The organism is Cryocola sp. 340MFSha3.1 (assembly GCF_000383315.1).
Taxonomy (GTDB): Bacteria; Actinomycetota; Actinomycetes; order Actinomycetales; family Microbacteriaceae; genus Leifsonia.
In genome coordinates this window covers 344,953-371,411 of the sequence record NZ_KB911087.1, presented here as the reverse complement: position 1 = coordinate 371,411, position 26,459 = coordinate 344,953, and the positions used below count along the sequence as shown (strand labels likewise).

The window sequence follows — 26,459 nt, the reverse complement described above, 5'->3', positions numbered from 1 at the left end:
GGCGGCTGCGGGGGAGTGCGCCACTGCGTGTTACCTCGATGTCGTCGCTGGTTCCGTATGAAGTCTCCCTTCGACATTACGCAATCCGGACTATTCTTGGAGCCGATCACGGGTATAAGTCCCATTGGCTTTTCGAATGGATGCGGAATGTTCGACCCGGTGCTGCTGCAGACCTTCCTCGCCGTCGCCGACACGCGGAGCTTCACCAAGGCCGCCGGGCGGCTGGGCATCAGCCAGCCGACCGTGAGCCAGCACATCCGCAAACTCGAGCAGGCGGCGAAGCGTCAGCTCATCGCCCGCGACACGCGTGAGGTGCGGCTGACGGACAACGGGGATGCGATGGCCGGCTTCGCCCGCACCATCCTGGCCGCACACGCCGAGGCGCAGAGCTACTTCAGCGGGTCGGCCATGCGCGGGCGCCTGCGCTTCGGCGCGGCCGACGATCTCGCGATCACGACGCTCCCGCGCATCCTGCGTCATTTCCGCCAGCAGAACCCGCAGATCAACCTCGAGCTGACCGTCGACCAGTCCGGCCCGCTGCACCGGAAACTGAAGGCAGGCCAGCTCGACCTCATCTTCATCAAGCAGACGCCGGGCACGACGGAAGGTGCGGTCGTGGCGACCGACGAGCTGGTGTGGATGGGGCAGGAGAAGACCGTGCTCGATCCGGACGGGCCCGTGCCGCTCATCTCGTACCAGGGTCCGAGCCTCAGCCGTCAGGTCGCGATCGACGCGCTGGAGGCCTCAGGACGTACCTGGCGGATCACGTGCAACACCCGCGAGGTGAACGGCGTGCTCGCCGCGGTCCGGGCGGGAATCGGTGTCGCCGTCTTCCCGCGGTCGCTCATCCCCACCGATCTGATCAAGGTGACCAACCGCTTCGGGCTGCCGGAACTCGGCCACGTCGACTTCACCCTGCTGTCCAACCCGTCGGCCGCTCGGGAGCCGGTGGATGCGCTGACCACCGCGATCCTGGCCCGCGCCGTCAGCCGCGTGGCCTGAGCCGGCTCAGCCTTCGATCGGCACGGCGTCCGGATCGGACGGCCGCACGCCGCCGTCCGCCGACTTTCTGCGGAGGGTCAGCGCGATCAGCGGGAAGAGCAGCACCGACAGCATCCCCGCTCCGACCAGGGCCGTCGCGGTCCCGACCTGCAGGTCGTGCTCCCGCACGCCGATCGCGGTCACCGCGACGATGATCGGCAGCCCGGTCGCGCTGAACAGCGTCAGTGCCGCCCGGTCGCGGAACGTCGAACCCGGTGGCACGAGGAACGACGCAGGGACACCGCGCAGAAGGAGCAGCAGGACGAGGAAGATCGGCAGCAGGATCAGTGCCCGCGGGTCTCCGAGCAGGGCCTTCAGGTCGAAGCCGATACCCGTGTTGATGAAGAACACCGGCACCAGCACGCCGAAGGCGACCGCCTCCAGCTTGCTCTCGATGTGATGCGCGTCCTCCGGCTTCGCTCCGGAGAGCAGGATGCGGCAGAGCACCCCCGCGGCGAACGCGCCGAGCAGCATGTCGAGTCCGAGGGCGATGCTCAGCCCGACGAGGGCCGCGATGACGCACACCACGAACCGTACGGCGAACTGTCCGCTGGTGTGCAGCGTCGCCCGGACGAGCCGGTGGAAGCGCTCGTGACCGCCGCGGGAGGCGAACCAGATCGCGGCGCCGGCGATCACGGCGAACCCGATCAGCACGAGCGCGGCGGCGAGCGGCTTCCGGCCGCTGAGGAACAGCGAGATCGCGAGCAGCGGGCCGAACTCGCCGACGGCGCCGACCGCGGTGACGACGCGTCCGAACGGCGTGTGCATCTCCCCGGCGTCGCGCAGCACCGGCATCAGCGTCCCGAGGGCCGTCGAGGTGAGGGCGATGCCGACGTAGACCCCGGGGACGATCGATCCGGCGATGACCGTGGCGAGCACGATCGCGAACACGAGAGATAACAGCCACCCCAGGGATGCTCGCCGCAGCGGCCGGCCGGCGATGGCCGGAAAGTCGATCTCGTTGCCCGCCATGAAGAACAGGAAGGCCAGGCCGAAGTTGGCGATCGCATCCAGGCCGGCCGTCTCCGGCACCCAGCCGAGGACGCTGGGGCCGATGATCAGGCCGAGGACGATCTCGAACACCACGAGCGGGATCTTCACGAACCGCCCGACCGCCGTGGTGAGGAGCGCGGCCAGGACGCCGAGGAGGGGGACGAGCACGACGCTCGATACGGCGGGTTCCATGGGCGCATGGTAGCGACCGGCACGGCGTTCGCGGCAGACCGTTCGTGGGAGAACGGGCGCGTTCACATGGGCGAAACCGGACGGGGATAATCTGGCGTCATGCGCGAACTTCAGGCACAGATCATCGAAGAGCTGCACGTCCGTCCGGAGATCGACCCGGCCGCCGAGATCGAGCGACGCGTCGGCTTCCTGGTCGACTACCTCCGGTCGACGGGTGCGGCCGGTTTCGTCCTCGGCATCAGCGGTGGCCAGGACTCCAGCCTCGCCGGGCGACTCGCCCAGCTGGCGGTCGAGCGTCTCGCCGCGGAGGGGACGGACGCCGACTTCATCGCGGTCCGTCTGCCCTACGCCGTGCAGCGGGATGAGGAGGACGCGCAGCTGGCGCTGTCCTTCATCCAGCCGAAGAGCTCGGTCGTCTTCAACATCCAGCGCGGCACCGACGGCGTCGAGGACGAGTACGCGGATGCGCTCGGGGAGCCGATGACCGACTTCGTGAAAGGCAATGTCAAGGCGCGCATCCGCATGGTCGCCCAGTACGCGATCGCCGGCCAGCGCACTCTGCTCGTGATCGGCACGGACCACGCGGCCGAGGCGGTGACCGGTTTCTTCACCAAGTACGGCGACGGCGGCACGGACATCCTCCCGCTCAGCGGCCTCACCAAGCGGCAGGGAAAGCAGCTGCTCGCGCACCTGGGTGCGCCCGCCCGGCTGTACGAGAAGGCGCCGACGGCCGACCTGCTCGACCTCAACCCGGGTCAGACCGACGAGGACAACCTCGGGCTGACGTACGTCGACATCGACGACTTCCTGGAGGGGAAGGATGTGTCGGACGAGGTCGCGGAGGCGCTGGAGGCGCGGTACCGGGCGACCGAGCACAAGCGGCAGCCTCCGGCGAGCATGTTCGACTCGTGGTGGGGCGAGACCGCCTACAGCCGCTGAGCTGTCCGAGGAACGACGAAGGGCGCCGGCGTGATGCCGGCGCCCTTCGTGTCGGGTGGAGTGCGTTGCCGCCGAAGCGGAGATCGTCAGACGGGCTGGCCCAAGCGGCTGGTGGGCGACGTGTCCTGCTGCTGAGCGCCGGCCGCCGCGGCCTGGACGAACGGGTTCGTCTCGGCGGTGTCGTCCCGCGCGGGCGCAGCCGCTGCGGGAGCCGCAGCGGTCGCCGGTGCGGCGTACTGCTCGTGGTGCTGCTGGGCGACCCAGGCATCCTGCTGGGCGATGAGCGAGCGCTCGGTGTCGGTGTTCTCGAACCGCCACCGCTCGAGGTCGCTCTGGAAGATGCGGCGGCCGCGGCGCGGGTTGTTCTGCCACTCGAGCAGGCGGTCGCGGAACTCCGCGATCGCGGGATCGAGCTGGTAGCCGAAGGTGGCCGACGCGCGCTTCATCTCGGCGAGCTGGTGGCCCGCCCAGGTGGCCGCGAGGCCTGCCGTCTTGATCGGGAGCAGCCGGACCATGATGTCGGCCTGGCCGACGGCGCGGTCGGAGAGCACCTGCTCGGCAGGGGTGAGGGAGTTCCAGACGGAGGCCTCGGTCGCGGCGTCGACGAGCGCGGCGATCGCGGACGCCTTCTGCTGGCGGTCGGTGCGGGAGAGGAGTCCCTTGAGGGCGCCTCGGGCGATCCATGCGGAGATCAGGCCGGAGACGATCACGGCGACCGCGAGGACCGCCGCGTAGAAGATCGCCGGGCGCGCGGCCGGCGACGTGAGCCAATCGACGAAGTCATTCCACCACTGCATGCCGTGATGGTAGCCGCGGTTGTCCACCTCGCCGCGGACCCTCCCCGTCGTGTCGTCAAACGGGCACGGCGTCCGCCGCGCACGACGTCCGCGCCGCGCGGCAGAATGGAGGCGACGATCGAAAGGGGACCCCATGCAGACCTTCGTGCTGGCAGGCGGATGCTTCTGGTGCCTGGATGCCGTGTACCGCGTGCTCCGCGGCGTGCAGGATGTCGTGTCCGGCTACACCGGCGGGACGACCGTCGATCCGACCTACGAGGAGGTGTGCACCGGCCGCACCGGTCACGCGGAGGCGGTGGCGGTCACGTTCGACCCCGAGGTGATCCCGCCGAGCGTCATCCTCGACGTGTTCTTCACGCTGCACGATCCGCGCCAGCTGAACCGGCAGGGCAACGACATCGGCACCCAGTACCGTTCGGCGATGTTCTACGACAGCGAGCACCAGCGCGAGCTCTTCGAGGGTGCGCGCGACCGCGCCGCCGAGTACTGGGACGGCGGGATCGTGACCACGATCGACCCGCTCGGGCCGTTCTACCGCGCCGAGGAGTACCACCAGGACTTCTTCGCGAAGAACCCGGGCCAGGGGTACTGTCTCGCCGTCGCCCTGCCGAAGGTGAACAAGATCCGCGCCTCCTACTCGGACTACGTGGCGGCCTGAATCCGTCCACCTCTTCCGGGTTCCGCCCGTTCTCCACAGATCCGCTGATCGCCGGCCGCCGACGCACGCGACCGGCGAGGCTGGGGCTGTGCCCGCCGCAGGAGCGGGCGCAGAGAAGAGGAGAACATGTCCGACACCGTGGCCGTCCGCGGCTTCGTCGCCACCGAGCCCCGTCACCTCGTCACCGAGGGCGGCGTGCCGATCACGAGTTTCCGGCTCGTCACCACGCACCGCCGCTACAACCGCCAGGCGTCCTCTTGGGAGGACGGCGGCAGCAACTGGTACACCGTGAGCGCCTTCCGGCGTCTCGCTCTGGGCACCGCGGAGTCCATCACGAAGGGCGATCCCGTGCTGGTCGCCGGGCGGCTGTGCCTGCGCGAGTGGACGGGCGAGAAGCAGGGCATGACGGTCGAGATCGAGGCGGAGTCGATCGGGCACGACCTCACCTGGGGGCGATCGCGGTTCACGCGGGCGGCCGGAGCGGATACCGACGGTGATCCTGTATCGGCACCTCCCGAGGGAATCCCAGCGGCGGCACCCTAAGATGCCGGATATGCCGTCTTCCGTGGTCCGCCGGGCTGGTTCGCCCGCCGCGTCAGCTCTCACCCTGGTGGCCGGACTGACCGTTGCGCTCGCCCTCGCCGGGTGCACGGGCTCCACGCCGAAGGCGTCTGCGACGCCCACCGCGACGCCGGTGGCGACCAGCACGGCCACGCCCACCGCGACCGCAGGGCTGGTGCCGGGCGGGACGGCGCAGGAGAACCTCGCCTACTTCGACACGGTGAACCACGCGACGCTCGCTGCGAACCCGAACGCCCAGGGTCGTGACTTCATCGACGCGCTCGTCAAGGCCGGTTTCACCAAGGCCGACATGCAGGTGACCGTCGACACGACGACCATCGGGCTCAAGGCGAACTCGATCCAGTTCTCGGTGCGGATGGGCGACAGCTGCCTGATCGGCCAGAACGGCGCCGACGCGGGCGGATACTCCAGCATGGTGACGCCCGTGCTGTCCACCGGGAACTGCCTCATCGGGCAGACCCGTCCGATCGACTGGTAGGGCCGGAGCCGCCCGGGAGGCGGCGCAGGGCCGGTATCCTCGAATACGGCAGTAAGCCGACGACAGGGAGTTGAAGAAGAAGAGTGGCCGAATACATTTACTCGATGGTGCGCGCCCGCAAGGCGGTCGGCGACAAGGTGATCCTCGACGATGTCACGATGGCGTTCCTGCCGGGAGCGAAGATCGGCGTCGTGGGTCCCAACGGCGCCGGTAAGTCCACCATCCTGAAGATCATGGCCGGTCTGGACACGCCCTCCAACGGCGACGCCAAGCTCAGCCCCGGCTACACGGTCGGCATCCTCATGCAGGAGCCCGAGCTCGACGAGGACAAGACCGTGCTCGAGAACGTCCAGGAGGGCGTCGGAGAGATCAAGCAGAAGGTCGACCGCTTCAACGAGATCTCCGGCCTGCTCGCCGACCCGGACGCCGACTTCGACACGCTCCTCGCCGAGATGGGCACGCTGCAGGAGCAGATCGACGCAGCCGACGCCTGGGACCTCGACTCCCAGCTCGACCAGGCGATGGATGCGCTCCGCTGCCCGCCGGGGGACTGGCCGGTCCACACGCTCTCCGGTGGTGAGAAGCGCCGTGTCGCGCTCTGCAAGCTGCTGCTGCGGAAGCCGGATCTCCTGCTCCTCGACGAGCCCACCAACCACCTCGATGCCGAGAGCGTGCTCTGGCTCGAGCAGCACCTGGCCAAGTACCACGGCGCCGTTCTCGCCGTGACCCACGACCGGTACTTCCTCGACCACGTGGCCGAGTGGATCGCCGAGGTCGACCGCGGTCACCTGTACCCGTACGAGGGCAACTACTCGACCTACCTCGAGAAGAAGCGCGAGCGCCTCGAAGTCCAGGGCAAGAAGGATGCGAAGCTGGCGAAGCGCCTCTCCGAGGAGCTCGACTGGGTGCGCAGCAACGCCAAGGGTCGCCAGGCCAAGTCGAAGGCCCGTCTGGCCCGCTACGAGGAGATGGCAGCCGAGGCGGAGCGCACGAGGAAGCTCGACTTCGAGGAGATCCAGATCCCGCCGGGCCCGCGCCTCGGTCAGATCGTGATCGACGCGAAGAACCTCGAGAAGGGCTTCGGCGACCGCAAGCTCATCGACGGCCTCACGTTCACGCTGCCCCGCAACGGCATCGTCGGCGTCATCGGCCCGAACGGTGTCGGAAAGACGACGCTGTTCAAGACGATCGTCGGCCTCGAGCCGCTCGACGGCGGAGACCTGAAGGTCGGCGAGACCGTGCAGATCTCCTACGTCGACCAGACGCGTGGCGGCATCGATCCCAACAAGAACGTCTGGGAGGTCGTGTCCGACGGGCTCGACTACATCCAGGTCGGCAAGACCGAGGTGCCGTCGCGGGCCTACGTCTCCACCTTCGGCTTCAAGGGACCGGACCAGCAGAAGAAGGCGGGCGTGCTCTCCGGTGGTGAGCGCAACCGTCTGAACCTCGCCCTCACCCTGAAACAGGGCGGCAACCTGCTTCTCCTCGACGAGCCGACCAACGACCTCGACGTCGAGACGCTGTCCAGCCTGGAGAACGCGCTGCTCGAGTTCCCCGGCTGCGCGGTGGTCATCACCCACGACCGGTGGTTCCTCGACCGGATCGCGACCCACATCCTCGCCTACGAGGGCACCGAGGAGAACCCGGCCGACTGGTACTGGTTCGAGGGCAACTTCGAGGCGTACGAGGAGAACAAGGTCGACCGTCTGGGCCCCGACGCCGCGAAGCCCCACCGCTCCGCGTACCGCAAGCTCACGCGCGACTGAGTCGGCCGGCCATGCGACTGCACGTCCCGATCAAGCTCCGCTGGAGCGACCTCGACGCCTACGGCCACGTCAACAACGCCGAGATGCTGCGCCTCCTGGAGGAGGCGCGCATCGAGGCGTTCTGGGCGACGGACGATTCCGATGGCGACGCCAACGGCGCGGCGGCGGGGAGCGGCGAGGCCGTCGGCGGGTCGACCGCGGTCCTCGACGGCCGTCCGGGTGCGGACACGCTCACGCTGATCGCGCGGCAGGAGATCGAGTACCTGGCGCCCATCCCGTACCTCCGCCAGCCGCTCGACGTGCAGCTCTGGCTGGGCCGCCTCGGCGGCGCGAGCCTCGAGGTCTGCTACGAGGTCTGGTCGCCGGAGGGCACGGAGCCGAAGACGCTGTTCTCGCGCGCGGCCACCACGATCGTGCTCGTCGACGCGACCACACAGCGGCCGCGCCGGATCAACGAGCGCGAGCGGGACGCCTGGACGCCGTACGTCGACGAGCCGGTGGCGTTCGCCAAGCGCTCCTAGACGACGCCCCGCTCCTCGCTCACGGGGCCGGCGTCGGCGCCGGGTTGCTCTGCACCGGGTTCGGGCTGAAGGAGTTCTCCCACACCGCCCGAGACCCCGCCTCGCCGATCACGATCACCTCGACGACCGTTCCGACGGCCAGCACGACCGCGATCACCGTCAGCACGATGATCGCGATTCGGCGCACCGTCACGCTCGGGCGGCGCGGCGACTCCGGCCGGTCGAAGAAGAAGAACCACGCCCACTGCACGACGGTGAACGCGAACAGCGCGATCACCCACGGCAGCAGCATCCGCCCGAGGGCCGCGTGCTGCTGGATCAGCGGTGTAACGGGCAGACGCGCCTGCAGCCACTCGCCGGCCTCCATGACCACGGGGACCAGGATCAGGTCCGCCAGCGCGAGCAGTGGCACCACGATCCCGAGCCGACGGCGTGCTGCCGGCCAGATCGGCACCAGCAGGGCGGCGATCGCCGTCAGCGGTACCAGAACGATGACGAAGTGGACCAGGAGGACGTGCAGCGGCAGTCCGTTGACCTCCACGGCGCGCCCTACGCGGTGACGGTGACGGAGTCGCCCGACACGGTCGCCTTCAGCTTCGGCAGCGGATCGCGCGCCGGGCCGTTGAGGACATCACCCGTCGTCGCGTCGAACTTCGAGCCGTGGCACGGGCAGTCGAACTCCTTGCCCTGCGGCGCGACCGTGCACCCCTGATGCGTGCAGACGGCGCTGAACGCCACCACCTGACCGGCGGACGGCTGCGACACCACGATGGGCTTTCCCGCGAGCGTGGCCGACACGGCGCCGCCGACGGGGATGGACGCGAGCGAGACCTCGGCCGTACCGCCGCCGCCCGCGGACGAGCCGCCGTCCCCGGACCCGGATCCGGATCCGTTCGCGTCCTGTCCGCCACCGGGTGTGCAGGCGGCGAGCAGGACCGCGCCGGCGGAAGCCCCGCCGATCGTGACGAGGGTGCGGCGGGTGAGCGGTGCGTGGTCGTTCATGCGGATTCCTCCCGTTCGGCGGATACGTCTTCTACGGTTATCACGAGACGGTCGCGCGGTCGGTTCAACCGTTCCGCATGAACCTTTCCGTCGGCTGCATCGTGTACGAGGTGGAGGTGAACATGCCGGAGGAGGACGCCCGCCTGCTGCGCGAGTTGCACGACCAGCACGCGCAAGCCGTATGGCGGTACGTCGTGCACCTCACCGGCGACCGTGCGATGGCCGACGACGTGGTGCAGGAGACACTCCTGCGCGCCTGGCGGAAGCCCTCCGTGCTCGACCAGTCGCAGCAGTCCGCGCGCACCTGGCTCTTCACCGTGGCCCGCAACCTTGTCATCGACGGCCGCCGCAGCGCCGCCCACCGGCACGAGTTCGGCACGGACACACTGCCCGAGCATCCAGCACCGGACAGCGAGGCGGACGCCGTCCTCGACGCCTGGCTGGTGTCGGACGCGCTGGCGGAGCTGTCCGTCGAGCATCGCGCGGTCATCGTGCACGCTTATTACGGCGGACGCTCGATCGCAGAGATCGCACGCGAGCTCGACATCCCGGAAGGCACGGTCAAGTCGCGCCTCCACTACGGCCTGCGAGCCCTGCGGCTCGCACTTCAGGAGAGAGGGGTGACGGAACGATGACCACACACGACGAGTTCGCCACCTGGGACGCCGCGTACGTGCTCGGCGCGCTCTCACCGACGGAACGCCGCGCCTTCGAGGCGCACCTGCGCGAATGCGACCGGTGCTCGGAGGCGGTCGCCGAGCTGGCGGGCATGCCCGGCATCCTCAGCCGCGTCCCGCGCGAGCAGGCCGCAGCGCTCCTGGAGGAGCCGCTGCCGGCGCCCATCGCGACCGACCGGCCCGAGCCCGCGGGCCCGGGGCCCGACGTGCTCCCGTCGCTGCTGCACCAGGCACGCCGGCGCCGCATCCGCTCCCGCTGGCTGGTCGCCGGGCTGTCGGCGGCCGCTGCCGCGATCGTGGTGGGATTCGCCGCCTTCGCCCTGCCCGCGATCCTGCAGCCCGCATCCACGCCGACCGCAGCCGTGGTCATGAAGCAGGTCGAACCGAGCCCGCTCACCGCCGACCTCCGGCTGACCGCCGAGCCCTGGGGCACACGCATCGACTCCGACTGCCGCTACGCCCACCTCGGGGGCGACGACGACGACCGCGCGTGGACCTACGCGATGGTGGTCACCGACCGCTCCGGCAAGCAGCACCAGATTTCCACGTGGACGGCCGAGGCGGGAACCGTCGCCACCCCGGTCGCGACCACGAGCATCCCGATCGCCGACATCGCGTCGGTCGACATCCGCGCAGCAGGAGGCACGGTGCTGCTGCGCAGCACGTTCGACTAGTCGTCGGCGCGCGGAAGGCGGATCGTCGCCTCCTGAGCGACGCTCGCCACCAAGACTCCGTCACGCGTGAAGATGCGGCCCTGCGAGAGCCCGCGCCCGCCACCGGCCGTGGGGGACTCCTGCACGTAGAGCAGCCACTCGTCCACCCGAGCGGGTCGGTGCCACCACATCGCGTGGTCGAGGCTCGCGGCCTTGAGCCCCGGCGTCGCCCAGGCGATCCCGTGCCGGCGCATGACCGACTCCATGATCGTGTAGTCGCTCGCGTACGCCAGCGCGGCCCGATGCAGCCCCGGGTCATCGGGCATGTCGCCGATCGTGCGGAACCAGACCGCCTGGTGGGCGACCCGATCGCCCTCCACCGAGAGGTAGATCGGCGAGGTGACGTGCCGCATGTCGAACGGGCGCTGGCTGGCCCAGTACTGCGCGACGGGATGGCGCACATCCTCGAGCGAGGTGGCGGTCGACGGCAGGCTCTCCGGCTCCGGGAGTCCCTCGGGCATCGCATCCTGGTGCTCGATGCCCTCGTCCTCCGTCTGGTACGAGGCGATCATCGACAGGATGGGCAGCCCGTTCTGGTACGCCTGGGTGCGGCGTGTGGAGAACGAACGGCCGTCGTGGATGCGGTCGACCGAGAACGTGATCGGGAAGTTCACGTCGCCCGGACGCAGGAAGTAGCCGTGCATGGAGTGGATGCTGCGGTCGTCCTCGACCGTGCGAGTGGCCGCAATGATCGACTGGGCGAGCACCTGGCCGCCGAACACGCGGCCCAGCGGCATCCACTGCGACGGGCCCGTGAAGATGTCCTCACTGGTGCGGGCGCCGGTGTCGGTCAGATCGAGCGCGGTCAGTAGGGAAGCCAGGGGCTCGGTCACGGTGCCTCCAAGTCGGTGGTGTGTTGGTAGTTTAGACATCCGATGAGCCAGTCGTTTTCTCTAGTCGATCTCCTCGCCGTCGCCGATCTGCAGACTTATCTGTCGCGGGCCGCCCGCGTCGAGGAGGGTTCCGTGCGCCTGATCGCCGGATCGGGGGTGCTGGCCGTCTACACGGCGATCCTGTATCCGCGCGGGCTGATGGATGAGACGCCGACCGTGCTGGGCCTGCGGACCTTCGCGACGGGCGCGGATGTCGAGTTCGACGTCGTCGTGCCCATCCGCTCGCTGCTCGACCGGGTCGCGCGGGTGCGCGAGAACGCAGAGGCCGCCGGGTCCGAGGGCGCGGGCGCGGAGGGGGCCGCCGAGCCCATCGAGATCCGCCTGCCGCTCGAGGTCTCGACCGTGACCTGGGCGGGCATCTCGCCGCCGCGTGGCGGCTGGCAGAAGGTCGGCGAGACATCGTCGGCGCTGCTGCAGTCGACCGCGAAGACAGGCGTCGCCGAGGTCGCCGAGGCCGTTCCGACCGGCACAGGCGAGCAGCTGGTGCAGCGTGTCCGCGCCGAGGTGTGGGGCCGTCCGATCGACGACCTCGAGTACATCCCGGCGGGCGCCGCATTCGCCGCGGACAGCCTCGGTTTCGTTGGGGACGACGACACCGTCACCATCTACGAGACGGGCCCCTGGACGCGCCTCACCACGCGCCGCGGCCACACCCTCGTCCGCCGCCAGGCCTGGACCCTCCGCCGCTGACCCACACCCCCCCACCGTCGAGTCCGCAAACTTTGCACGCTCGGCGGGTCTTCAGCGTGCAAAGTTTGCGGACTCGACGGCGGGCGGAGAGGCGCGAGGCGGGAGGGAACGAGACGGGAGCGGGGCGTCAGGCGCGGGCGGCGGCTCGGCCGGCCTGGCGGCCCGAGAAGAGGCAGCCGCCGAGGAACGTGCCCTCCAGGGCGCGGTAGCCGTGCATCCCGCCACCGCCGAAGCCGCTCGCCTCGCCGACCGCGTACAGGCCCGGGACGACCGCGCCGTCGGCCGACAGCACCCGCCCGTCGAGGTCCGTCTCGACCCCGCCGAGGCTCTTCCGGGTCAGGATGTGCAGCTTCACCGCGATCAAGGGCCCCGCCGCCGGGTCGAGGAGCTTGTGCGGCGTTGCGACGCGGATCAGCTTGTCGCCCCGGTACCGCCGTGCCGCCCGGATGGCGGCGAGCTGCAGGTCCTTGCCGAACTCGTTGTCCAGCTGGCGGTCGCGCTCGTGCACGTGCCGTGCGACCAGCTCGGTGTCGAGCGGGACGTCCGCGATGCGCTGCATCCCGGCCAACAGTTCGTCGAGCGTGTCGGCGACCACGAAGTCCGCGCCCTTCTCCTTGAACGCCTCCACCGGCCCGGGCGCGCCGGGAGCGACCCGCTTGGCGAGCAGCCGCACGTCCTTGCCGGTCAGGTCGGGGTTCTGCTCGCTCCCGGAGAGCGCGAACTCCTTCTCGATGATCTTCTGGGTCAGCACGAACCAGCTGTAGTCCGAACCCGTCCGCCGCAGGTGCTCCAGCGTCCCGAGCGTGTCGAATCCCGGGTACAACGGCGACGGCAGCCTGTCGCCGTGCGCATCCAGCCACAGGGATGACGGGCCGGGCAGGATGCGGATGCCGTGCCGCTCCCACACCGGGTCCCAGTTCTGGATGCCCTCGGTGTAGTGCCACATCCGGTCGCCGTTGATCAGGTGAGCGCCCGCGCTCTCCGCGATCCCCAGCATGCGGCCATCGACGTGGGCCGGCACTCCGGAGAGCATGGATGCGGGCGGCTCGCCCAGCCGTGCAGGCCAGGCGGCGCGGACGAGGTCGTGGTTTCCGCCGATCCCGCCGGAGGCGACGATGACGACCGGCGCGCGGAGCTCGAAGTCGCCGACGACGTCCCGGTTGCTGGGAGCCCCCCGGCCCGCGATGTCGGGTGCGAGCACCGCACCGCGCACGCCGACGACCCGGCCGTCCTCGACGATCAGTTCGTCCACCCGGTGCCGGTTTCTGATCGCCGCGCGTCCGTTCGCCGCCGCCGACTGCACCCGGCGGGCGAACGGCTCGACGACGCCGGGTCCCGTTCCCCAGGTGATGTGGAAGCGGGGGACCGAGTTGCCGTGACCGCCGGCCCTGCCGTCGCCGCGCTCCGCCCATCCCACGACGGGGAAGAAGCGGACGCCCTTCTCGTGCAGCCACGCGCGCTTCTCGCCGGCCGCGAACTGCAGGTACGCCTCCGCCCACTGCCGTGGCCAGTGGTCCTCGTCGCGGTCGAAGCCGGCGGTGCCGAACCAGTCGTCGCGGGCGAGCGCGAGGGAGTCGTGCACGCCCATCCTGCGCTGCTCGGGGGAGTCGATGAGGAAGAGTCCGCCGAACGACCACCACGCCTGCCCGCCGAACGACGCCGACGGTTCCTGCTCCACGATCGTGACCCGGCGCCCCGCGTCCAGCAGTTCGGATGCGGCGACCAGGCCCGCAAGGCCCGCGCCGACGACGATCGCGTCGGGTTCGTAGGTCATCCGTGTCTCCTTCGGCACCGGGATGGCGGGAGGAGCGCTACTCCTCGAATGTGTTGACCATAGCGAACGCGGCCCGCTCGAGGTAATTCCAGAGCGTCTCCTCCTGCAGCGGCGGGAGCTCGAGCTCGCCGACCGCGGTCCGCATGTGGGTCAGCCAGCGGTCACGGGCGTCCGGGTTCACCTTGAACGGGTTGTGACGCATCCGCAGCCGCGGGTGCCCGCGCTGCTCGCTGTACGTCGTCGGGCCGCCCCAGTACTGCTCCAGGAACAGCGTCAGCCGCTCCTTCGCCGGCCCGAGGTCCTCCTCCGGGTACATCGGTCGCAGCACCGGGTCGTCGGCGACGTCGCGGTAGAACGCGTCCACCAGCCGGACGAACGTCTCGTGTCCGCCGATCTGGTCGTAGAAGCTCGGCTGAGGGCCGACGGGGATGCTCATCGCGCGGGTCCGTCCGTGTCGGGGCGGGCGTCGGGCGCGGCGTCGGCGTCCGGCTTCGGCGTCGCGGGCTTGCGGGGCGCGGGCTTGTCCGCCGGCTTGTCGCCCGCCGGCTTCTCGACCGGCTTCTCCGCGCCCGCCTTCTCCGCCGCGGTCCGCACCGACGCACCGCCTTCGACCGCCGGCGTGATTCGGATCGCGCCCGGATCCGCCACCCGTCCGCCCGCCGCCTGCTGCCGCTTCGCCGCCGCGCGCGCCTTGCGTCCCTTCAGCGGCGGCTCGGGCGTCACCGCCTGGCTCGGCCGGGTCCGCGGCGGCTTCGCGCCCGTGACGCTCCCCGCGCTGTCGAATCCGCTCAGTACGACGGCCGAGAGCGACGGGAGCTTCACACCCATCTCGTCCAGCGCCTGCTTGAGGCGGAGGCGCAGTTCGCGCGAGACGTCGTCCTTCGCGGTCGTGCGGGTCTTCAGCACGATGCGGATGACGATCGCGTCGGCCGAGATCGACTCGATTCCCCACAGCTCCGGCTTCTCGAGGATGCGCGAGCGCCATTTGGCGCTCGTCGCGAGCGCCGTCGCGGTCTCCAGCATCTTGGCTTCGACCGCCTCGACATCGGCCTCGTAGGGCACGGCCAGGTCGATGATGACGCGCGCCCAGCCCTGCGACATGTTGCCGACGCGGAGGATCTCGCCGTTGCGGACGAACCACAGCGTGCCGTTCACGTCGCGCACCTGGGTGACGCGGATGCCGACCGCCTCGACGACGCCGGTCGCAGAGCCGAGGTCGACGACGTCGCCGACGCCCAGCTGGTCCTCCATGACCATGAACAGGCCGTTGAGCACGTCCTTCACGATGTTCTGCGCGCCGAAACCGAGACCGGCGCCGATCGCGGCCGTGAGCAGGGCGAAGGATCCGAGCACATCGGGAACGAAGACGTTGAGGATGAGGATGATCGCGATGATGCCGATCGTCACGTTGACGATGTTGGTCAGCACCGAGCCGAGCGTCCGGGTGCGCTGCACCACGCGGACGGCCGCGAGCGGCGACGCGACGAGCGCCTGGGTATCGCTGACGTTCTGGCCCTTCTTGACGCCGCTGACGATCCGGCCGACCACCTTGCGGATGACGACGCGCAGGATCCAGCTGAGGAGGAAGGCACCGGCGACGATGCAGACGGCGTTGACGATGTTCCAGCCGGCGTCGACCGCCCAGGACCCGAGATCGGTCCAGAAGTTCGCTTTGAGGATTTCCATACCCCGTCGAGCCTAGCGAGCCGCGCCTTGGCGGTCGCTGGAATCGGGGGCGCGGCGGTTCATCGCTCCAGCAGCCCGTGCTCGTACGCGAAGATCACGGCGTGCACGCGGTCGCGCAGCTGCAGCTTCGAGAGCACGCGGCCGACATGCGTCTTCACCGTCGACTCGGTGAGGTAGAACCGCGCGCCGATCTCGCCGTTGCTCAGGCCTTCGCCGATCGCGAGCAGGATCTCGCGCTCGCGCGGGGTGAGGGCGGCCGCCGGGTCGTGCCCGGCCGGGTTCGGCGACGATCCCGACGGGAGCCGGTCGGCGAACATCTCCAGCATCGCCCGGGTCACCCGGCCGGACACCGCCGCGTCACCCGCCGCCACCGCGCGCACGGCGCCGATCAGCTCGTCGGGGCGCGCATCCTTGAGCAGGAATCCGCTCGCGCCCGCGCGGAGCCCGCCGAACGCGTACTCGTCGAGGTCGAAGGTGGTGAGGATGATGATCCGCGCGCCCGGGTCGGTCTCGACGATGCGCCGGGTCGCCTCGATGCCGTCGAGTACCGGCATCCGCACATCCATCAGCACCACATCCGGACGCACCTGTGCGGTGAGCCGGACGGCCTCGGCACCGTCGGCCGCCTCGCCGACCACGGCGAGGTCCGGTTCGGCCTCCAGCACCATCCGGAAGCCCATGCGGACCAGCTGCTGGTCGTCGACGAGCAGGATGCGGATGGGGGCGTCGGTCACGGGTTCTCCTTCGGGGTCGTCGCGGGGGCGGGCGTCGTCGTCATGTCTGGAGGCGGAGGCGGAGGAGGAGGTGGCGCTGCGGAGGCGGGCGCTGCCGCACGGACGGCGTCGAACACCGCCCGCACCCGCCAGCCTCCACCGGGTCGTGGGCCCGCCTCCAGCGTCCCGCCGTACAGTCCGACGCGTTCGCGCAGGCCGATCAGCCCGCGTCCGGAGCCCTGCCCGGCTGAGGGATGCAACGCAGCGTCGTCATCGATGGTCACGATGACCGTTCCCGGCTGGAAGACGATGACGACGCGCACGGCCGTCGCGGTCGGGGCGTAACGGAGGGCGTTGGTGAGTCCCTCCTGCACCACGCGGAAGATGGTGAGCTGCTGCCCGATGTCCTCCGGGGGCAGACCGGTGACGGTGATCCGCACCGGCAGACCAGCGGCACGGAACGTCTCGACCAGTTCCGCCAGCTCGCCGACGCCCGGTTGCGGTTCCCGGGCTGCGGCTCCGTCCTCGCCGTCGCGCAGCACGCCGAGCAGGCGGCGCATGTCGGCCAGAGCGCCGCGCCCCGTCTCGGCGACGAGGCGCATGGCCTGCGCCGACCGCTCGGCCTGTTCCATCCGCTCGGACTCCGGACGATCGGATGCCGTATCCGCCATCCGCGCGGAGCCGTCCGCCAGCGTGATCATCACCGTGAGGCTGTGCGAGACGATGTCGTGCATTTCGCGTGCGATACGGCTCCGCTCCGCCGCGGCGGCGATTTCCGCCTGCTGGTCCCGCTCGCGAGCGAGCTGACGGGCGCGGTCGATGAGGGCGTTGAGGTAGCGCCGGCGGTTTCCGACGTTGCTGCCGATCAGGACGGAGACGACGCTGAACGACAGCACCAGGATGCCCGACGGGATCGCCGCCGTCTCGAGCGGCGTGAACACCTTCGCCTGCGTGAGCAGCACCTGAACGATGAGCGTTGAGACCGTGACGGCGGAGGTCACGGCGAAGGCCACCCACGCCGAGCGGATGGAGCGGTAGACCGCGAGCGCGTACAGCGCGAACAGGGTGGGCACCACATCCATGTCGCGGCCGAGGAAGACGCTGGTGCCGAGCAGCACGGTCGCGATCGCGAAGACGACCGCGGGCTGCTGCCGCCGTGCCAGCAGGGCAGCGCCGGCCACGGCCGACAGGACGAGGTGGATGAGTTCCTGCGGCGTCGGGTGGACGGCCGAGACGACGAGCGCCCCGACGACCGAGGGGATGAGGTAGAACGCCGCGACGAAGATGTCGACGGCGAGGGGATGCGCCCCGAAGAAACGACGCACGACCCCGGGCGGTCTCGGCAGTTCGAGTCCGTCCGGGGTCTGCGTGGTGGTCGCCTCCGAGGTCACGACGAGGGTCAGGCGTCCCTGCGCTGCAGCAGCACCGATCCGGCGATGAAGGCGACGACCGCCCAGACGAGCACGGTCACCACGTTCGCCCAGGGCTCGAGGTCGCCGTTGCCGACTCCGGCGAGGCCCTGTCCGGCGTTGCTGATGAGGTAATGCCCCGCGTCGGCCACCCACTGGGTGCGGGTGAGGCCGCTGACGAGGTTCGCGATGATCGGGAGCACGAGCAGCACGCCGAGAGCACCGGCGATGCCGCCGGCGGTCGACTTGAGGACGGCGCCGACTCCCAGCGCGAAGACGGCGACGAGACCGAGGTACGCACCGGCGCCGAGGATCGCCCACAGCGTGTCGGAGGACAGCAGGTCGCCCTCGTATCCCTTTCCGTTGAGGATCGGGACGGCGACCGCCCACGATGCGGCGGACGACACGAGGCCGACGAGGAACGCCACGACGAACAGCACGAGCGTCTTCGCCGCGAACACCGGGAAGCGGCGCGGGACGGCGGTGAACGACGAGCGGATCTGGCCCGTCGAGAACTCGCCGCTGATCACGAGCACACCCAGTACCGCGATCACGAGGGACGCGAAGGTCAGCCCGGCGGTCGCGGCGGTCGTCGCGAACGCCGCGCTCTGCGCCTCGATGGCGGCGCGCTGACCCTCAGGCACCCGGTCGACGAGCAACGATTTCTCGGGGATGGCCACCGCGACGAGGGCGGCGATTCCGACCACGAGCACGACGGCGCTGATCAGCGTCCAGAAGGTCGACCGGAGGGTGCGGAGCTTGATCCACTCCGACCGGATCACGCGCGGGAAGCTGAGCCGGCCGAGCGAGGTGTGCGGGTGCCCGACCGGGGTGGCGGGGGATGTGGCGGTGCTCATCGGCTGACCTCCGTGCGGTACTCGACGTCGTCCTGGGTGAGCTCGAGGTAAGCCTCCTCGAGCGATGCGCTGATCGGGGTCAGCTCGTGGAGCACGATCCCGTCGCGCGCGGCGGTCTCGCCGATCTGGGCGGCGGTGAGGCCGGTGATCTCGAGCAGCTGCGCCTCGACACCGGTGACGGCGACGTCCGCGCCGGCGACGGCCCGTGCGAGCTGCTCCGGCTGCGGTGTCCGCACGCGGACCGCGTGGCGGGTGGCGGCGGCGAGGATGCTGTCCACTGGCGCGTCCGCGAGCACGCGTCCGCGGCCCAGCACCACGATGTGGTCGGCGGTCTGCGCCATCTCGCTCATCAGGTGCGACGAGAGGAAGATCGTCCGGCCCTGCGAGGCGAGATGCCGAGCGAACTGGCGAACCCAGAGCACGCCCTCGGGGTCGAGTCCGTTCACGGGCTCGTCGAGGATGAGCGTCGCCGGATCGCCGAGCATGGCCGCGGCGATACCGAGCCGCTGTCCCATCCCGAGCGAGAATCCGCCGACGCGCTTGCTCGCGACCGACTCGAGACCGGTCATGCCGATCACCTCGTGGACGCGGGACTTCGGGATGCCGTGAGTCGCCGCCAGCGACAGCAGGTGCGCGTAGGCGGTGCGGCCGGTGTGGATGGCCTTGGCGTCGAGCAGGGCGCCCACTTCGGTGAGCGGCGAGCGGAACTCGGCGTACCGCTTGCCGTTGATGAGCGCCTGGCCCCGGGTCGGGCGGTCGAGCCCCATGATCATGCGCATGGTGGTCGACTTGCCGGCGCCGTTCGGGCCGAGGAAGCCCGTCACTTTGCCGGGCTGGATGGTCACGGTGATGTCGTCGACGGCGGTCTTCGCGCCGAAGCGTTTGGTGAGGTGATCGAGCTGGATCATGACTCCGAGACTAGGGGTGACGGGTCGGCTCGTCATCGTCCCGCGGTACGACGGCGGGTCGGCCCCGGGCACGGAACGAGGGGCCCCACCGCGGTGAGGCCCCTCGTTCCGTCGTTCGTTGCGGCGGGATGGTCAGTGCGCGCCCGTTACTGCGCGTCCCGCTTCTGAGCGGCGAGCGCGCGCTCGACACCCGCGAGGTTCTCCACCACCATCCGGCGCAGCGCAGCCGGCTCCGGGTTGGCGTCGAGCCAGGCGCGGGTGGCGTCGCGCAGGGCCTCGTTCGCCAGCGGAGCCGGGTACATGCCCTCGACCAGGTACTCCGCGATCTTGTAGGTGCGCGAGGTCCAGATCTGCTGCAGCGCGGCGAAGTACGGCTCGACGAACTGGGCGAGCACGCTCTTGTCCTTCGCGCGCTGGAAGCCGATGCCGGTGTACCGGACGATCGTGTTGGGCAGGCTGTCCGAGCCGAACACCGAGTCCCACGCCGCCTGCTTGCCCTCCAGCGTCGGGATGCTGGCCCGGGCCTGCGCGGCGAACTGGCCGCCGTTCGCGGTGTTGTCGGCGGCGAGGGCCGCGTCGATCTCGGCGTTGCCGGCCGCGCCGCCCGCAACGAGCGCGATGAGCAGCTCCCACGACAGGTCGGTGTCGATCGTCAGGCCTTCGAGCGTCACGGAGCCGTCGCGCAGCGCCGCGACCGTCTCCAGCTGCTCGTCGGTCGAGGCGAGCGCCGCGAAGAACTTCACGAACTGGAACTGCGCGTCACTGCCGGCCTCCGCGCCCTTCGCCAGCTCCCACAGCGCGGACGCCGCATCCTGAGCCGTCTGCTTCTGGCGCTCGGGCGCGACGTACGCGGACGCCGCGAGCACCAGCTGGTTGAGCGTGGTGCGGATGGTCGTCGACTCGGTCTCGGACGCGATATTGCCGAGCACCAGGTGCACGTAGTCGCTCGCGCTCGTCTCGGCGTCGCGGGTCGCATCCCACACCGCACCCCAGACGAGCGAGCGGGCGAGCGGGCTCTCGATGTCGGAGAGGTGCTCGATGGCGACCTTGAGCGACTCCTCGTCGAGGCGGATCTTCGCGTAGGCGAGGTCGTCGTCGTTGATGAGCACGAGGTCCGGGCGGCGGGTGCCGACGAGGTCGGCGACCTCGGTGCGCTCTCCGTCGACGTCCAGCTCGAAGCGCTCGTCGCGGATCAACTTGCCGTCGCGGAGGTTGTACAGGCCGATCGCAAGGCGGTGCGGACGGATGGTCGGGTAATCGGCGGCCGCCGACTGCAGAACGGCGAAGGAGGTGATGGTGCCGTCCGCATCCACCGTCAGCTCCGGGCGGAGGGTGTTGACGCCGGCGGTCTCGAGCCACTTCTTCGACCAGTCGGTGAGGTCGCGGCCGCTGGTGGCCTCCAGCTCGACCAGGAGGTCCTTGAGCTCCGTGTTGCCGTGCGCGTGCTTCTTGAAGTACTGCGCGACGCCGGCGAGGAAGTCGTCCTGGCCGACCCACGCCACCAGCTGCTTGAGGACGGAGGCGCCCTTCGCGTAGGTGATGCCGTCGAAGTTGACCTGCACGTCCTCCAGGTCGTTGATCGTCGCGACGATCGGGTGCGTCGAGGGCAGCTGGTCCTGGCGGTATGCCCAGCTCTTCTCCATAGCGGCGAAGGTCGTCCACGCCTCGGTCCACTCGGTGGCTTCGGCGGTCGCGAGGGTGGAGGCGTACTCTGCGAACGACTCGTTCAGCCAGAGGTCGTTCCACCACTTCATGGTCACCAGGTCGCCGAACCACATGTGCGCCAGCTCGTGGAGGATGGTGACGACCCGGCGCTCCTTGATGGCGTCGGTGACCTTCGAGCGGAAGACGTACGTCTCAGTGAAGGTGACGGCTCCGGCGTTCTCCATCGCGCCCGCGTTGAACTCGGGCACGAAGAGCTGGTCGTACTTCTCGAAGGGGTACGCGTAGTCGAAGCGCTCCTCGTAGAAGGCGAAGCCCTCGCGGGTCTTGTCGAAGATGTAGTCGGCGTCGAGGTACTCGGCGAGGCTCTTGCGCGTGTATACGCCGAGAGGGATGGTGCGGCCGTCGCGGCTGGTCAGCTCGCTGTGCACCGACTCGTACGGGCCGGCGACCAGCGCGGTGATGTAGGAGGAGATGACCGGGGTGGGAGCGAACGACCAGACCTTCGTGCCGTCGCCCGCATCCTGCGGCTCGGGGGTGGGGGAGTTGCTCACGACGGCCCAGTGCGCCGGGGCGGTGACCGTGAAGGTGAACTGCGCCTTCAGATCCGGCTGCTCGAACACCGCGAACATGCGCCGCGAGTCCGGCACCTCGAACTGGCTGTAGAGGTAGACCTCGCCGTCGACCGGGTCGACGAAGCGGTGCAGGCCCTCACCGGTGTTGGTGTAGATCGCGTCGGCGACCACGGTCAGCTCGTTCTCCTCCTGGAGGCCGTCGAGCTGGATGCGCACCCCGTCGCTCACGGTCGCCGGGTCGAGCTCCGCACCGTTCAGCGTCACGCTGTGGACCGTCCGCGTGATCGCGTCGATGAAGGTCGACGCACCCGCGGTGGCCGAGAACCGCACCGTGGTGGTGCTGAGGAAGGTCTCCGGACCCGTCGTCAAGTCGAGGCCGACGTCGTAGCTGTGGGTGCGGACGAGCGACGCGCGCTCCTGTGCTTCGATGCGGGTGAGGTTTTCTCCGGGCAACGCTGACTCCTTCGAGGGGATCGGACGGGTGGATGGTGTCCACCCGTCCACCTTAGCCACCGGTTCCGACGCCGTCGGTGGCCGTCCCTAGACTGTGGATATGCGCATCCACATCGCCACCGATCATGCCGGACTCGACTTCAGCAGGCACCTGCAGGAGCATCTGACCGCTGCCGGTCACGAGGTGATCGACCACGGACCGGTCGAGTACGACCCCATCGACGACTACCCGGCGTTCTGCATCAACGCCGCCGCCGCCGTGGTGCGCGACCAGCAGGCCGGTGTCGAGGCGCTCGGCGTCGTCTTCGGCGGCTCCGGCAACGGCGAGCAGATCGCCGCCAACAAGGTCCGCGGCGCCCGGGCCGCCCTGGTCTGGAGCGAGTCCACCGCGCTGCTCGCCCGCCAGCACAACGACGCCAATGTCATCGCGATCGGCGCCCGCCAGCACACCGTCGAAGAGGCCACCGGCTTCATCGACGCCTTCATCGCCGAGCCCTTCTCGTTCGAGGAGCGCCACGTCCGCCGCATCGCCCAGCTGGCGGAGTACGAGGCCACCGGCGACATCGCGGGCAAGCACGTGGACCGCTGATGCCCGAGGGTCACTCCGTCCATCGCATCGCCCGGCAGTTCGCGGTCAATTTCGTCGGCCACCGGGTCTCCGTCTCGTCGCCGCAGGGGCGGTTCGCCGCGGACGCGACACGCATCGACGGCCACGTGATGACCGACGCCAAGGCGGTCGGCAAGCAGATGTTCCTCGAGTTCGACAACGGCCTCTGGCTGCGCGTCCACCTCGGCCTGTACGGCGCGTGGGACTTCGCGGGCGACATCAGCATCGACCCGACGATCGCGAGCGCGAACGGCCGGATGGGTCAGACGAACCAGCGCGGCACCGACCTCGAGCCCGTGCTCGACAGCGCGGGCGAGAACTCCCTCCACTCCATCGGCGCGCCCCGGCGCACGCGGCTGCGCATGGCCGAGTCCGAGAAGGTGGAGGCCGAGATCACGTCCTTCCCGCCCGAGCCGATCGGCCAGGTGCGTGTGCGGCTGCTGACCGACACCGCGGTCGCCGACCTGCGCGGGCCGAAGGCCTGCGAGGTGCTCGACCCGGCGCAGGTGGATGCGGTGATCGCGAAGCTCGGGCCCGATCCCCAGGTCGACGACAGCCAGGAGGCGGAGGACCGCTTCGTCTCGATCGTTCGCCGCAAGCCGACCGCGATCGCGCTGTTGCTGATGGACCAGAGCGTCGTCAGCGGCATCGGCAACGTCTACCGCGCCGAGCTGCTCTTCCGCGCCAGGCAGAACCCGCACACGCCGGGCAAGCAGGTGCCGGAGGAGACGGTGCGGGCGCTGTGGCGCGACTGGGTGCATCTGCTGCGGATCGGCGTCGAGACCGGCCAGATGATGACGATGGACGACCTCGACGAGCAGTCCTACCGCAAGGCGATGGCGAACCGCGACGACCGCCACTGGGTCTACAAGCGCGAGGGACTGCCGTGCCGGGTCTGCGGCACGAACATCGTCATGGAGGAGCTGGGCGGTCGCAAGCTGTACTGGTGTCCGGTGGACCAGGCGTAGGAGGACCCGTGCGACAGAATCCCAGCTTCACCCTGACCGACGCGGCCGAGCTGAAACGGCTCGTGCGCGAGAACCCGTGGGCCACGTTCGTGAGCAACACGTCCGCCGGGCTGGTCGCCTCCCACTATCCGGTGATCCTCGACGAGTCGCGGGAGGAGCTCACGCTGCTCAGCCATGTCGGCCGTCCGGACGAGCAGCTGCACGAACTAGGGGAGCACGAGCTGCTCGTGATCGTGCAGGGTCCACACGGCTACATCTCGTCCGGCTGGTACGACGAGAAGCCCGCGGTGCCGACCTGGAACTTCATCGCCGCTCACTTCTCCGGTGTTCCCGAGCTGCTCGGCGACGAGGAGAACCTCGACGTGCTGGCCCGGCTGGTGGATCACTTCGAGGACGAGCTGCCCGAGCCGCGCCGCATGCGCGGCACGCTGGAGGATGCGGCCTACGCCGAGCGCATCGTCTCGGGCACGGTCGGCCTGCGGCTGACGCCCACGCGCGTGGTCGCAAAGCAGAAGATGAGCCAGAACCGCCCGGACCACATCGTCGACGCGATCATGGACGAGCTCGGCGGCGACGGCCCGTACGCCAGCGCCGGCCTGCTGCGCGAGATGCGTCTCGTGCACGACCGGCGCCGCGCCGCACGATGACGCTGCTGCTCGCCGGCGCACGGCTTCCCGCGCGCGACGGACTGGTGGATGTGGTGCTCGACGGCGATCGGATCGTCTCGGTCGAGCCGGCCGGGTCGGCGGGCGGCCGTGCGGCGGGGGAGCGCATCCCCCTCGACGGTCGCTGGCTCGTGCCGGGTCTATGGGATCAGCACGTGCACTTCACGCAGTGGGCGCAGACCGCGCGCCGCTTGGACGTGTCCCGGGCGGGGTCGGCCGCCGAGGCCGCCGCGCTGGTCCGGGAGCGCGCGTCGGCGGCGGCGGCGGATGCGGCGGACGACGTGCTCGTCGGCTTCGGCTTCCACGACGCGCTCTGGCCGGACGTGCCGACGCGCGAGCTGCTCGATGCCGCCGCGGGCGACCGTCCGGTCGTGCTGATCGCCGGCGACCTGCACTGCTCCTGGCTGAACTCGGCCGCGGCCGCGCGGTTCGCGCCCGGCACATTGGATGCTGTGCTCCGGGAAGACGCGAGTTTCGCCGTGACCAGCCTCCTCACCGCTGCCGATGACGCGACGCTCGACCGCTGGGCGGCCGACGCGGCACGGGTCGCCGCGGCCCGGGGCGTGGTCGGCATCGTCGACCTGGAGTACGGCTGGAACCTCGACGTCTGGCGGCGGCGTATCGCGGGCGGCGCATCCGGCTCCGCCGATCTTCGTGTCGAGTTCGGTGTCTATGGGGAGCACCTGGAGCGCGCCGCCGAGCTGGGCCTGCGCACCGACGACGTCGTGGATGACACGGCCGGCCTGCTCACGGTCGGCCCGTTCAAGGTGATCTCCGACGGCTCGCTGAACACTCGCACGGCGCTGTGCTCGCACGCCTATCCCGACGGCGGCCACGGTGTGGCGAACCTGAGTCCGGACGAACTGGTCGAGCGGATGCGGTTCGCCGTCGAACACGGCCTGGTGCCTGCCGTCCACGCCATCGGCGACGAGGCGAACCGTCGCGCGCTGGACGCCTTCGAGACCGTCGGCTCGGGCGGCAGGATCGAGCACGCCCAGCTGATCGATGCCGCCGACATCCCGCGCTTCGCGCGCCTCGGCGTGACCGCGAGCGTCCAACCCGAGCACGCCATGGACGACCGGGACGTCGCCGACCGCCTCTGGCTCGAGCGCACCGACCGTGCGTTCCCCCTCGCCGACCTGTACGCCGCCGGCGCCCGCCTCGCCTTCGGCTCCGACGCGCCGGTCGCGCCCCTCGACCCCTGGGCGGCGATCGCCTCGGCGGTCGGCCGCTCCCGCGACGGCCGCGCCCCGTGGCATCCCGAGCAGTCGATCCCGGCGGAGGTCGCGCTCCGGGCATCCGCGCGTTCTACGCTTGCGCCGGGTCAGCCGGCCGACCTCGCGGTGCTCGACCGCGACCCCCTCACGGCGCCGCCAGTGGACCTCCGCACCATGCCGGTCGCCGCCACGTTCGTCGCCGGCCGCACCACTCACGACACCCTCCGCTGACCGCCCCGCCCTCGCGCCTCTCGCAGCTCGGCAGGGGCACGATTTGCGCCAAATCTCGGTTTTGGCGCCGCCATAACGACGATTTGGCGCAAATCTCGCGCCGCGCGGGCCGACGCAGACCGCTAGCCACGCCCTGAACGACGGAGGGGCCGCCCGCATCCGCGGACGGCCCCTCGTGGCGAGAATCGGCAGTCGTTACTCGCTGATGTGCGCGAACAGGAACCAGCGGTCCTTGTCGAGCCCGCGAGCGATCTCGATCGCGACGTCCTGGCTGGTCTGGTCGAGCTCCGCGAGCTCGCGCACCGCGGTGTTCACCCCGGCGAGGGCGGCGTCGAGCTGCGCGATGACCTCGGCGATGGTCTCGTTCGAGGGGCGGAAGCCGGCGGTGAGCTCGCCGGTGGTGGTCTTGGCGGCGACGGTGCCGAGGCGCGCGTCGACCGGGAGGCCAAGGGCGACGATGCGCTCCGCGGCGAGGTCGGCCCACTCCTGGGCGTGGTCGACGATCGTGTCGAGCAGCTCGTGCACGCCGATGAAGTTGGCCCCGCGCACGTGCCAGTGCGCCTGCTTGCCGTTGACCACGATGGCGGTCAGGTCGATGACGACGGGGGTGAGGAACTGGGCGACCCCGGCGGCGACGTCCGGGTTCGAGACACTCTGGGTTGCGGCGATGTCCGTCATGATTGGCGTCCTTTCTTCTGCCTGCGATAACGCTACTCAGGCCCGCGAATTCCGCAACGAAGCGAAGGCTGCGCTTAGTTAGCCTGCCCTCTCATCCACACGTCTCGGGTTAAC

At 70.2% G+C, this 26,459-nt stretch carries 28 protein-coding genes; 14 read left to right on the top strand and 14 right to left on the bottom strand.

Annotated elements, in window-relative coordinates; genetic code table 11:
* Positions 1–147 precede the first annotated feature (147 nt).
* Positions 148–1,002, top strand: a complete 855-nt coding sequence (locus tag H284_RS0101765; protein WP_020074943.1) for a LysR substrate-binding domain-containing protein — start codon at positions 148–150, stop codon at positions 1,000–1,002.
* Positions 1,003–1,008: 6 nt separating this feature from the next.
* On the opposite strand, the gene H284_RS0101760 is transcribed toward H284_RS0101765, so the two are convergent.
* A complete protein-coding gene (locus H284_RS0101760; RefSeq protein WP_020074942.1) occupies positions 1,009–2,226 on the bottom strand; it encodes a cation:proton antiporter in 1,218 nt (405 codons plus the stop codon).
* Between the two features lie 99 nt (positions 2,227–2,325).
* Here H284_RS0101760 and nadE point away from each other — a divergent pair, with 99 nt between their 5' ends.
* Positions 2,326–3,165, top strand: coding sequence for an NAD(+) synthase (gene nadE, locus H284_RS0101755; RefSeq protein WP_020074941.1), 840 nt, complete (start codon positions 2,326–2,328; stop codon positions 3,163–3,165).
* Between the two features lie 86 nt (positions 3,166–3,251).
* On the opposite strand, the gene H284_RS0101750 is transcribed toward nadE, so the two are convergent.
* Positions 3,252–3,962 (bottom strand): hypothetical protein, encoded by a 711-nt coding sequence (locus H284_RS0101750; RefSeq protein WP_231371042.1) that lies wholly within the window; start codon positions 3,960–3,962, stop codon positions 3,252–3,254.
* A 133-nt stretch (positions 3,963–4,095) separates the two neighbouring features.
* Between H284_RS0101750 and msrA the strand changes: the two genes are divergently transcribed.
* The 5 genes from msrA (at position 4,096) to H284_RS0101725 (ending at position 7,967) form a co-directional block, all read left to right on the top strand.
* Complete coding sequence (gene msrA, locus H284_RS0101745) at positions 4,096–4,620, top strand: peptide-methionine (S)-S-oxide reductase MsrA (RefSeq protein WP_020074939.1); 525 nt, start codon at positions 4,096–4,098, stop codon at positions 4,618–4,620.
* Positions 4,621–4,746: 126 nt separating this feature from the next.
* Positions 4,747–5,163 (top strand): single-stranded DNA-binding protein, encoded by a 417-nt coding sequence (locus tag H284_RS0101740; RefSeq protein ID WP_020074938.1) that lies wholly within the window; start codon positions 4,747–4,749, stop codon positions 5,161–5,163.
* Between the two features lie 10 nt (positions 5,164–5,173).
* On the top strand, positions 5,174–5,680 hold the full coding sequence (locus H284_RS0101735; protein ID WP_331272602.1) for a DUF6993 domain-containing protein: 507 nt from the start codon (positions 5,174–5,176) through the stop codon (positions 5,678–5,680).
* Between the two features lie 83 nt (positions 5,681–5,763).
* Positions 5,764–7,446, top strand: a complete 1,683-nt coding sequence (gene ettA, locus H284_RS0101730; protein ID WP_029042785.1) for an energy-dependent translational throttle protein EttA — start codon at positions 5,764–5,766, stop codon at positions 7,444–7,446.
* 11 nt (positions 7,447–7,457) lie between these two features.
* Complete coding sequence (locus H284_RS0101725; protein ID WP_018190766.1) at positions 7,458–7,967, top strand: acyl-CoA thioesterase; 510 nt, start codon at positions 7,458–7,460, stop codon at positions 7,965–7,967.
* Between the two features lie 19 nt (positions 7,968–7,986).
* On the opposite strand, the gene H284_RS0101720 is transcribed toward H284_RS0101725, so the two are convergent.
* Together H284_RS0101720 and H284_RS0101715 are read right to left on the bottom strand one after the other, a co-directional pair.
* Complete coding sequence (locus H284_RS0101720; RefSeq protein WP_018190767.1) at positions 7,987–8,508, bottom strand: hypothetical protein; 522 nt, start codon at positions 8,506–8,508, stop codon at positions 7,987–7,989.
* An 8-nt stretch (positions 8,509–8,516) separates the two neighbouring features.
* Entirely contained in the window at positions 8,517–8,969 is a 453-nt protein-coding gene (locus H284_RS0101715; RefSeq protein WP_018190768.1) for a QcrA and Rieske domain-containing protein, read from the bottom strand.
* A gap of 77 nt (positions 8,970–9,046) precedes the next feature.
* Between H284_RS0101715 and H284_RS0101710 the strand changes: the two genes are divergently transcribed.
* Together H284_RS0101710 and H284_RS0101705 are read left to right on the top strand one after the other, a co-directional pair.
* Positions 9,047–9,604: a sigma-70 family RNA polymerase sigma factor gene (locus H284_RS0101710; protein WP_020074936.1), complete on the top strand. Its 558-nt coding sequence runs from the start codon at positions 9,047–9,049 to the stop codon at positions 9,602–9,604.
* Positions 9,601–10,320, top strand: coding sequence for an anti-sigma factor (locus tag H284_RS0101705; RefSeq protein ID WP_020074935.1), 720 nt, complete (start codon positions 9,601–9,603; stop codon positions 10,318–10,320). The genes H284_RS0101710 and H284_RS0101705 overlap by 4 nt, the downstream gene beginning before the upstream one ends.
* Here H284_RS0101705 and H284_RS0101700 read toward each other — a convergent pair.
* Positions 10,317–11,192 carry an acyl-CoA thioesterase gene (locus tag H284_RS0101700; protein ID WP_020074934.1) on the bottom strand — a complete coding sequence of 292 codons (876 nt, stop codon included), beginning with the start codon at positions 11,190–11,192 and terminating at the stop codon, positions 10,317–10,319. The genes H284_RS0101705 and H284_RS0101700 overlap by 4 nt on opposite strands.
* 42 nt (positions 11,193–11,234) lie before the next feature.
* Here H284_RS0101700 and H284_RS0101695 point away from each other — a divergent pair, with 42 nt between their 5' ends.
* Complete coding sequence (locus tag H284_RS0101695) at positions 11,235–11,942, top strand: DUF8185 domain-containing protein (protein WP_029042783.1); 708 nt, start codon at positions 11,235–11,237, stop codon at positions 11,940–11,942.
* Positions 11,943–12,069: 127 nt separating this feature from the next.
* On the opposite strand, the gene H284_RS0101690 is transcribed toward H284_RS0101695, so the two are convergent.
* The 8 genes from H284_RS0101690 to pepN all read right to left on the bottom strand — a co-directional run bounded on the left by H284_RS0101690 (position 12,070) and on the right by pepN (position 21,979).
* Entirely contained in the window at positions 12,070–13,716 is a 1,647-nt protein-coding gene (locus tag H284_RS0101690; protein WP_020074932.1) for an FAD-binding dehydrogenase, read from the bottom strand.
* A 37-nt stretch (positions 13,717–13,753) separates the two neighbouring features.
* The gene (locus H284_RS0101685) at positions 13,754–14,152 is read right to left on the bottom strand and encodes a globin (RefSeq protein WP_020074931.1); all 399 of its coding nucleotides are present in this window, start codon (positions 14,150–14,152) and stop codon (positions 13,754–13,756) included.
* The gene (locus H284_RS0101680) at positions 14,149–15,402 is read right to left on the bottom strand and encodes a mechanosensitive ion channel family protein (RefSeq protein ID WP_020074930.1); all 1,254 of its coding nucleotides are present in this window, start codon (positions 15,400–15,402) and stop codon (positions 14,149–14,151) included. Before H284_RS0101680 ends, H284_RS0101685 begins: the two co-directional genes overlap by 4 nt.
* A 59-nt stretch (positions 15,403–15,461) precedes the next feature.
* Positions 15,462–16,136 (bottom strand): response regulator, encoded by a 675-nt coding sequence (locus H284_RS0101675; RefSeq protein WP_020074929.1) that lies wholly within the window; start codon positions 16,134–16,136, stop codon positions 15,462–15,464.
* Positions 16,133–17,506: a sensor histidine kinase gene (locus H284_RS0101670; RefSeq protein WP_020074928.1), complete on the bottom strand. Its 1,374-nt coding sequence runs from the start codon at positions 17,504–17,506 to the stop codon at positions 16,133–16,135. The genes H284_RS0101675 and H284_RS0101670 overlap by 4 nt, the downstream gene beginning before the upstream one ends.
* Positions 17,507–17,514: 8 nt before the next feature.
* The gene (locus H284_RS0101665) at positions 17,515–18,381 is read right to left on the bottom strand and encodes an ABC transporter permease subunit (protein WP_020074927.1); all 867 of its coding nucleotides are present in this window, start codon (positions 18,379–18,381) and stop codon (positions 17,515–17,517) included.
* Entirely contained in the window at positions 18,378–19,289 is a 912-nt protein-coding gene (locus tag H284_RS0101660; RefSeq protein ID WP_018190779.1) for an ATP-binding cassette domain-containing protein, read from the bottom strand. The genes H284_RS0101665 and H284_RS0101660 overlap by 4 nt, the downstream gene beginning before the upstream one ends.
* 146 nt (positions 19,290–19,435) lie before the next feature.
* Positions 19,436–21,979, bottom strand: coding sequence for an aminopeptidase N (pepN, locus tag H284_RS0101655; RefSeq protein WP_020074926.1), 2,544 nt, complete (start codon positions 21,977–21,979; stop codon positions 19,436–19,438).
* A gap of 100 nt (positions 21,980–22,079) precedes the next feature.
* Here pepN and H284_RS0101650 point away from each other — a divergent pair, with 100 nt between their 5' ends.
* The 4 genes from H284_RS0101650 to H284_RS0101635 are packed head-to-tail and all read left to right on the top strand — an operon-like array spanning position 22,080 to position 25,667.
* Positions 22,080–22,568, top strand: a complete 489-nt coding sequence (locus tag H284_RS0101650; protein WP_018190781.1) for a ribose-5-phosphate isomerase — start codon at positions 22,080–22,082, stop codon at positions 22,566–22,568.
* Positions 22,568–23,554 (top strand): Fpg/Nei family DNA glycosylase, encoded by a 987-nt coding sequence (locus H284_RS0101645; RefSeq protein WP_020074925.1) that lies wholly within the window; start codon positions 22,568–22,570, stop codon positions 23,552–23,554. Before H284_RS0101650 ends, H284_RS0101645 begins: the two co-directional genes overlap by 1 nt.
* 8 nt (positions 23,555–23,562) lie before the next feature.
* Positions 23,563–24,201, top strand: coding sequence for an FMN-binding negative transcriptional regulator (locus H284_RS0101640; RefSeq protein WP_020074924.1), 639 nt, complete (start codon positions 23,563–23,565; stop codon positions 24,199–24,201).
* The gene (locus H284_RS0101635) at positions 24,198–25,667 is read left to right on the top strand and encodes an amidohydrolase (protein WP_020074923.1); all 1,470 of its coding nucleotides are present in this window, start codon (positions 24,198–24,200) and stop codon (positions 25,665–25,667) included. Before H284_RS0101640 ends, H284_RS0101635 begins: the two co-directional genes overlap by 4 nt.
* Positions 25,668–25,862: 195 nt before the next feature.
* Here the strand turns inward: H284_RS0101635 and H284_RS0101630 are convergent, their stop codons facing one another.
* Positions 25,863–26,345, bottom strand: coding sequence for a Dps family protein (locus H284_RS0101630; protein WP_020074922.1), 483 nt, complete (start codon positions 26,343–26,345; stop codon positions 25,863–25,865).
* Positions 26,346–26,459 lie beyond the last annotated feature (114 nt).

What these genes read in the sequence shown, in the direction of transcription:
- H284_RS0101765 (WP_020074943.1), top strand. Translation starts at nt 148, where the DNA reads ATGTTCGACCCGGTGCTGCTGCAGACCTTCCTCGCCGTCGCCGACACG.
- H284_RS0101760 (WP_020074942.1), bottom strand. Translation starts at nt 2,226, where the DNA reads ATGGAACCCGCCGTATCGAGCGTCGTGCTCGTCCCCCTCCTCGGCGTC.
- nadE (WP_020074941.1), top strand. Translation starts at nt 2,326, where the DNA reads ATGCGCGAACTTCAGGCACAGATCATCGAAGAGCTGCACGTCCGTCCG.
- H284_RS0101750 (WP_231371042.1), bottom strand. Translation starts at nt 3,962, where the DNA reads ATGCAGTGGTGGAATGACTTCGTCGATTGGCTCACGTCGCCGGCCGCG.
- msrA (WP_020074939.1), top strand. Translation starts at nt 4,096, where the DNA reads ATGCAGACCTTCGTGCTGGCAGGCGGATGCTTCTGGTGCCTGGATGCC.
- H284_RS0101740 (WP_020074938.1), top strand. Translation starts at nt 4,747, where the DNA reads ATGTCCGACACCGTGGCCGTCCGCGGCTTCGTCGCCACCGAGCCCCGT.
- H284_RS0101735 (WP_331272602.1), top strand. Translation starts at nt 5,174, where the DNA reads ATGCCGTCTTCCGTGGTCCGCCGGGCTGGTTCGCCCGCCGCGTCAGCT.
- H284_RS0101725 (WP_018190766.1), top strand. Translation starts at nt 7,458, where the DNA reads ATGCGACTGCACGTCCCGATCAAGCTCCGCTGGAGCGACCTCGACGCC.
- H284_RS0101715 (WP_018190768.1), bottom strand. Translation starts at nt 8,969, where the DNA reads ATGAACGACCACGCACCGCTCACCCGCCGCACCCTCGTCACGATCGGC.
- H284_RS0101710 (WP_020074936.1), top strand. Translation starts at nt 9,047, where the DNA reads ATGAACCTTTCCGTCGGCTGCATCGTGTACGAGGTGGAGGTGAACATG.
- H284_RS0101705 (WP_020074935.1), top strand. Translation starts at nt 9,601, where the DNA reads ATGACCACACACGACGAGTTCGCCACCTGGGACGCCGCGTACGTGCTC.
- H284_RS0101695 (WP_029042783.1), top strand. Translation starts at nt 11,235, where the DNA reads ATGAGCCAGTCGTTTTCTCTAGTCGATCTCCTCGCCGTCGCCGATCTG.
- H284_RS0101690 (WP_020074932.1), bottom strand. Translation starts at nt 13,716, where the DNA reads ATGACCTACGAACCCGACGCGATCGTCGTCGGCGCGGGCCTTGCGGGC.
- H284_RS0101685 (WP_020074931.1), bottom strand. Translation starts at nt 14,152, where the DNA reads ATGAGCATCCCCGTCGGCCCTCAGCCGAGCTTCTACGACCAGATCGGC.
- H284_RS0101680 (WP_020074930.1), bottom strand. Translation starts at nt 15,402, where the DNA reads ATGGAAATCCTCAAAGCGAACTTCTGGACCGATCTCGGGTCCTGGGCG.
- H284_RS0101665 (WP_020074927.1), bottom strand. Translation starts at nt 18,381, where the DNA reads ATGAGCACCGCCACATCCCCCGCCACCCCGGTCGGGCACCCGCACACC.
- H284_RS0101660 (WP_018190779.1), bottom strand. Translation starts at nt 19,289, where the DNA reads ATGATCCAGCTCGATCACCTCACCAAACGCTTCGGCGCGAAGACCGCC.
- H284_RS0101650 (WP_018190781.1), top strand. Translation starts at nt 22,080, where the DNA reads ATGCGCATCCACATCGCCACCGATCATGCCGGACTCGACTTCAGCAGG.
- H284_RS0101645 (WP_020074925.1), top strand. Translation starts at nt 22,568, where the DNA reads ATGCCCGAGGGTCACTCCGTCCATCGCATCGCCCGGCAGTTCGCGGTC.
- H284_RS0101635 (WP_020074923.1), top strand. Translation starts at nt 24,198, where the DNA reads ATGACGCTGCTGCTCGCCGGCGCACGGCTTCCCGCGCGCGACGGACTG.
- H284_RS0101630 (WP_020074922.1), bottom strand. Translation starts at nt 26,345, where the DNA reads ATGACGGACATCGCCGCAACCCAGAGTGTCTCGAACCCGGACGTCGCC.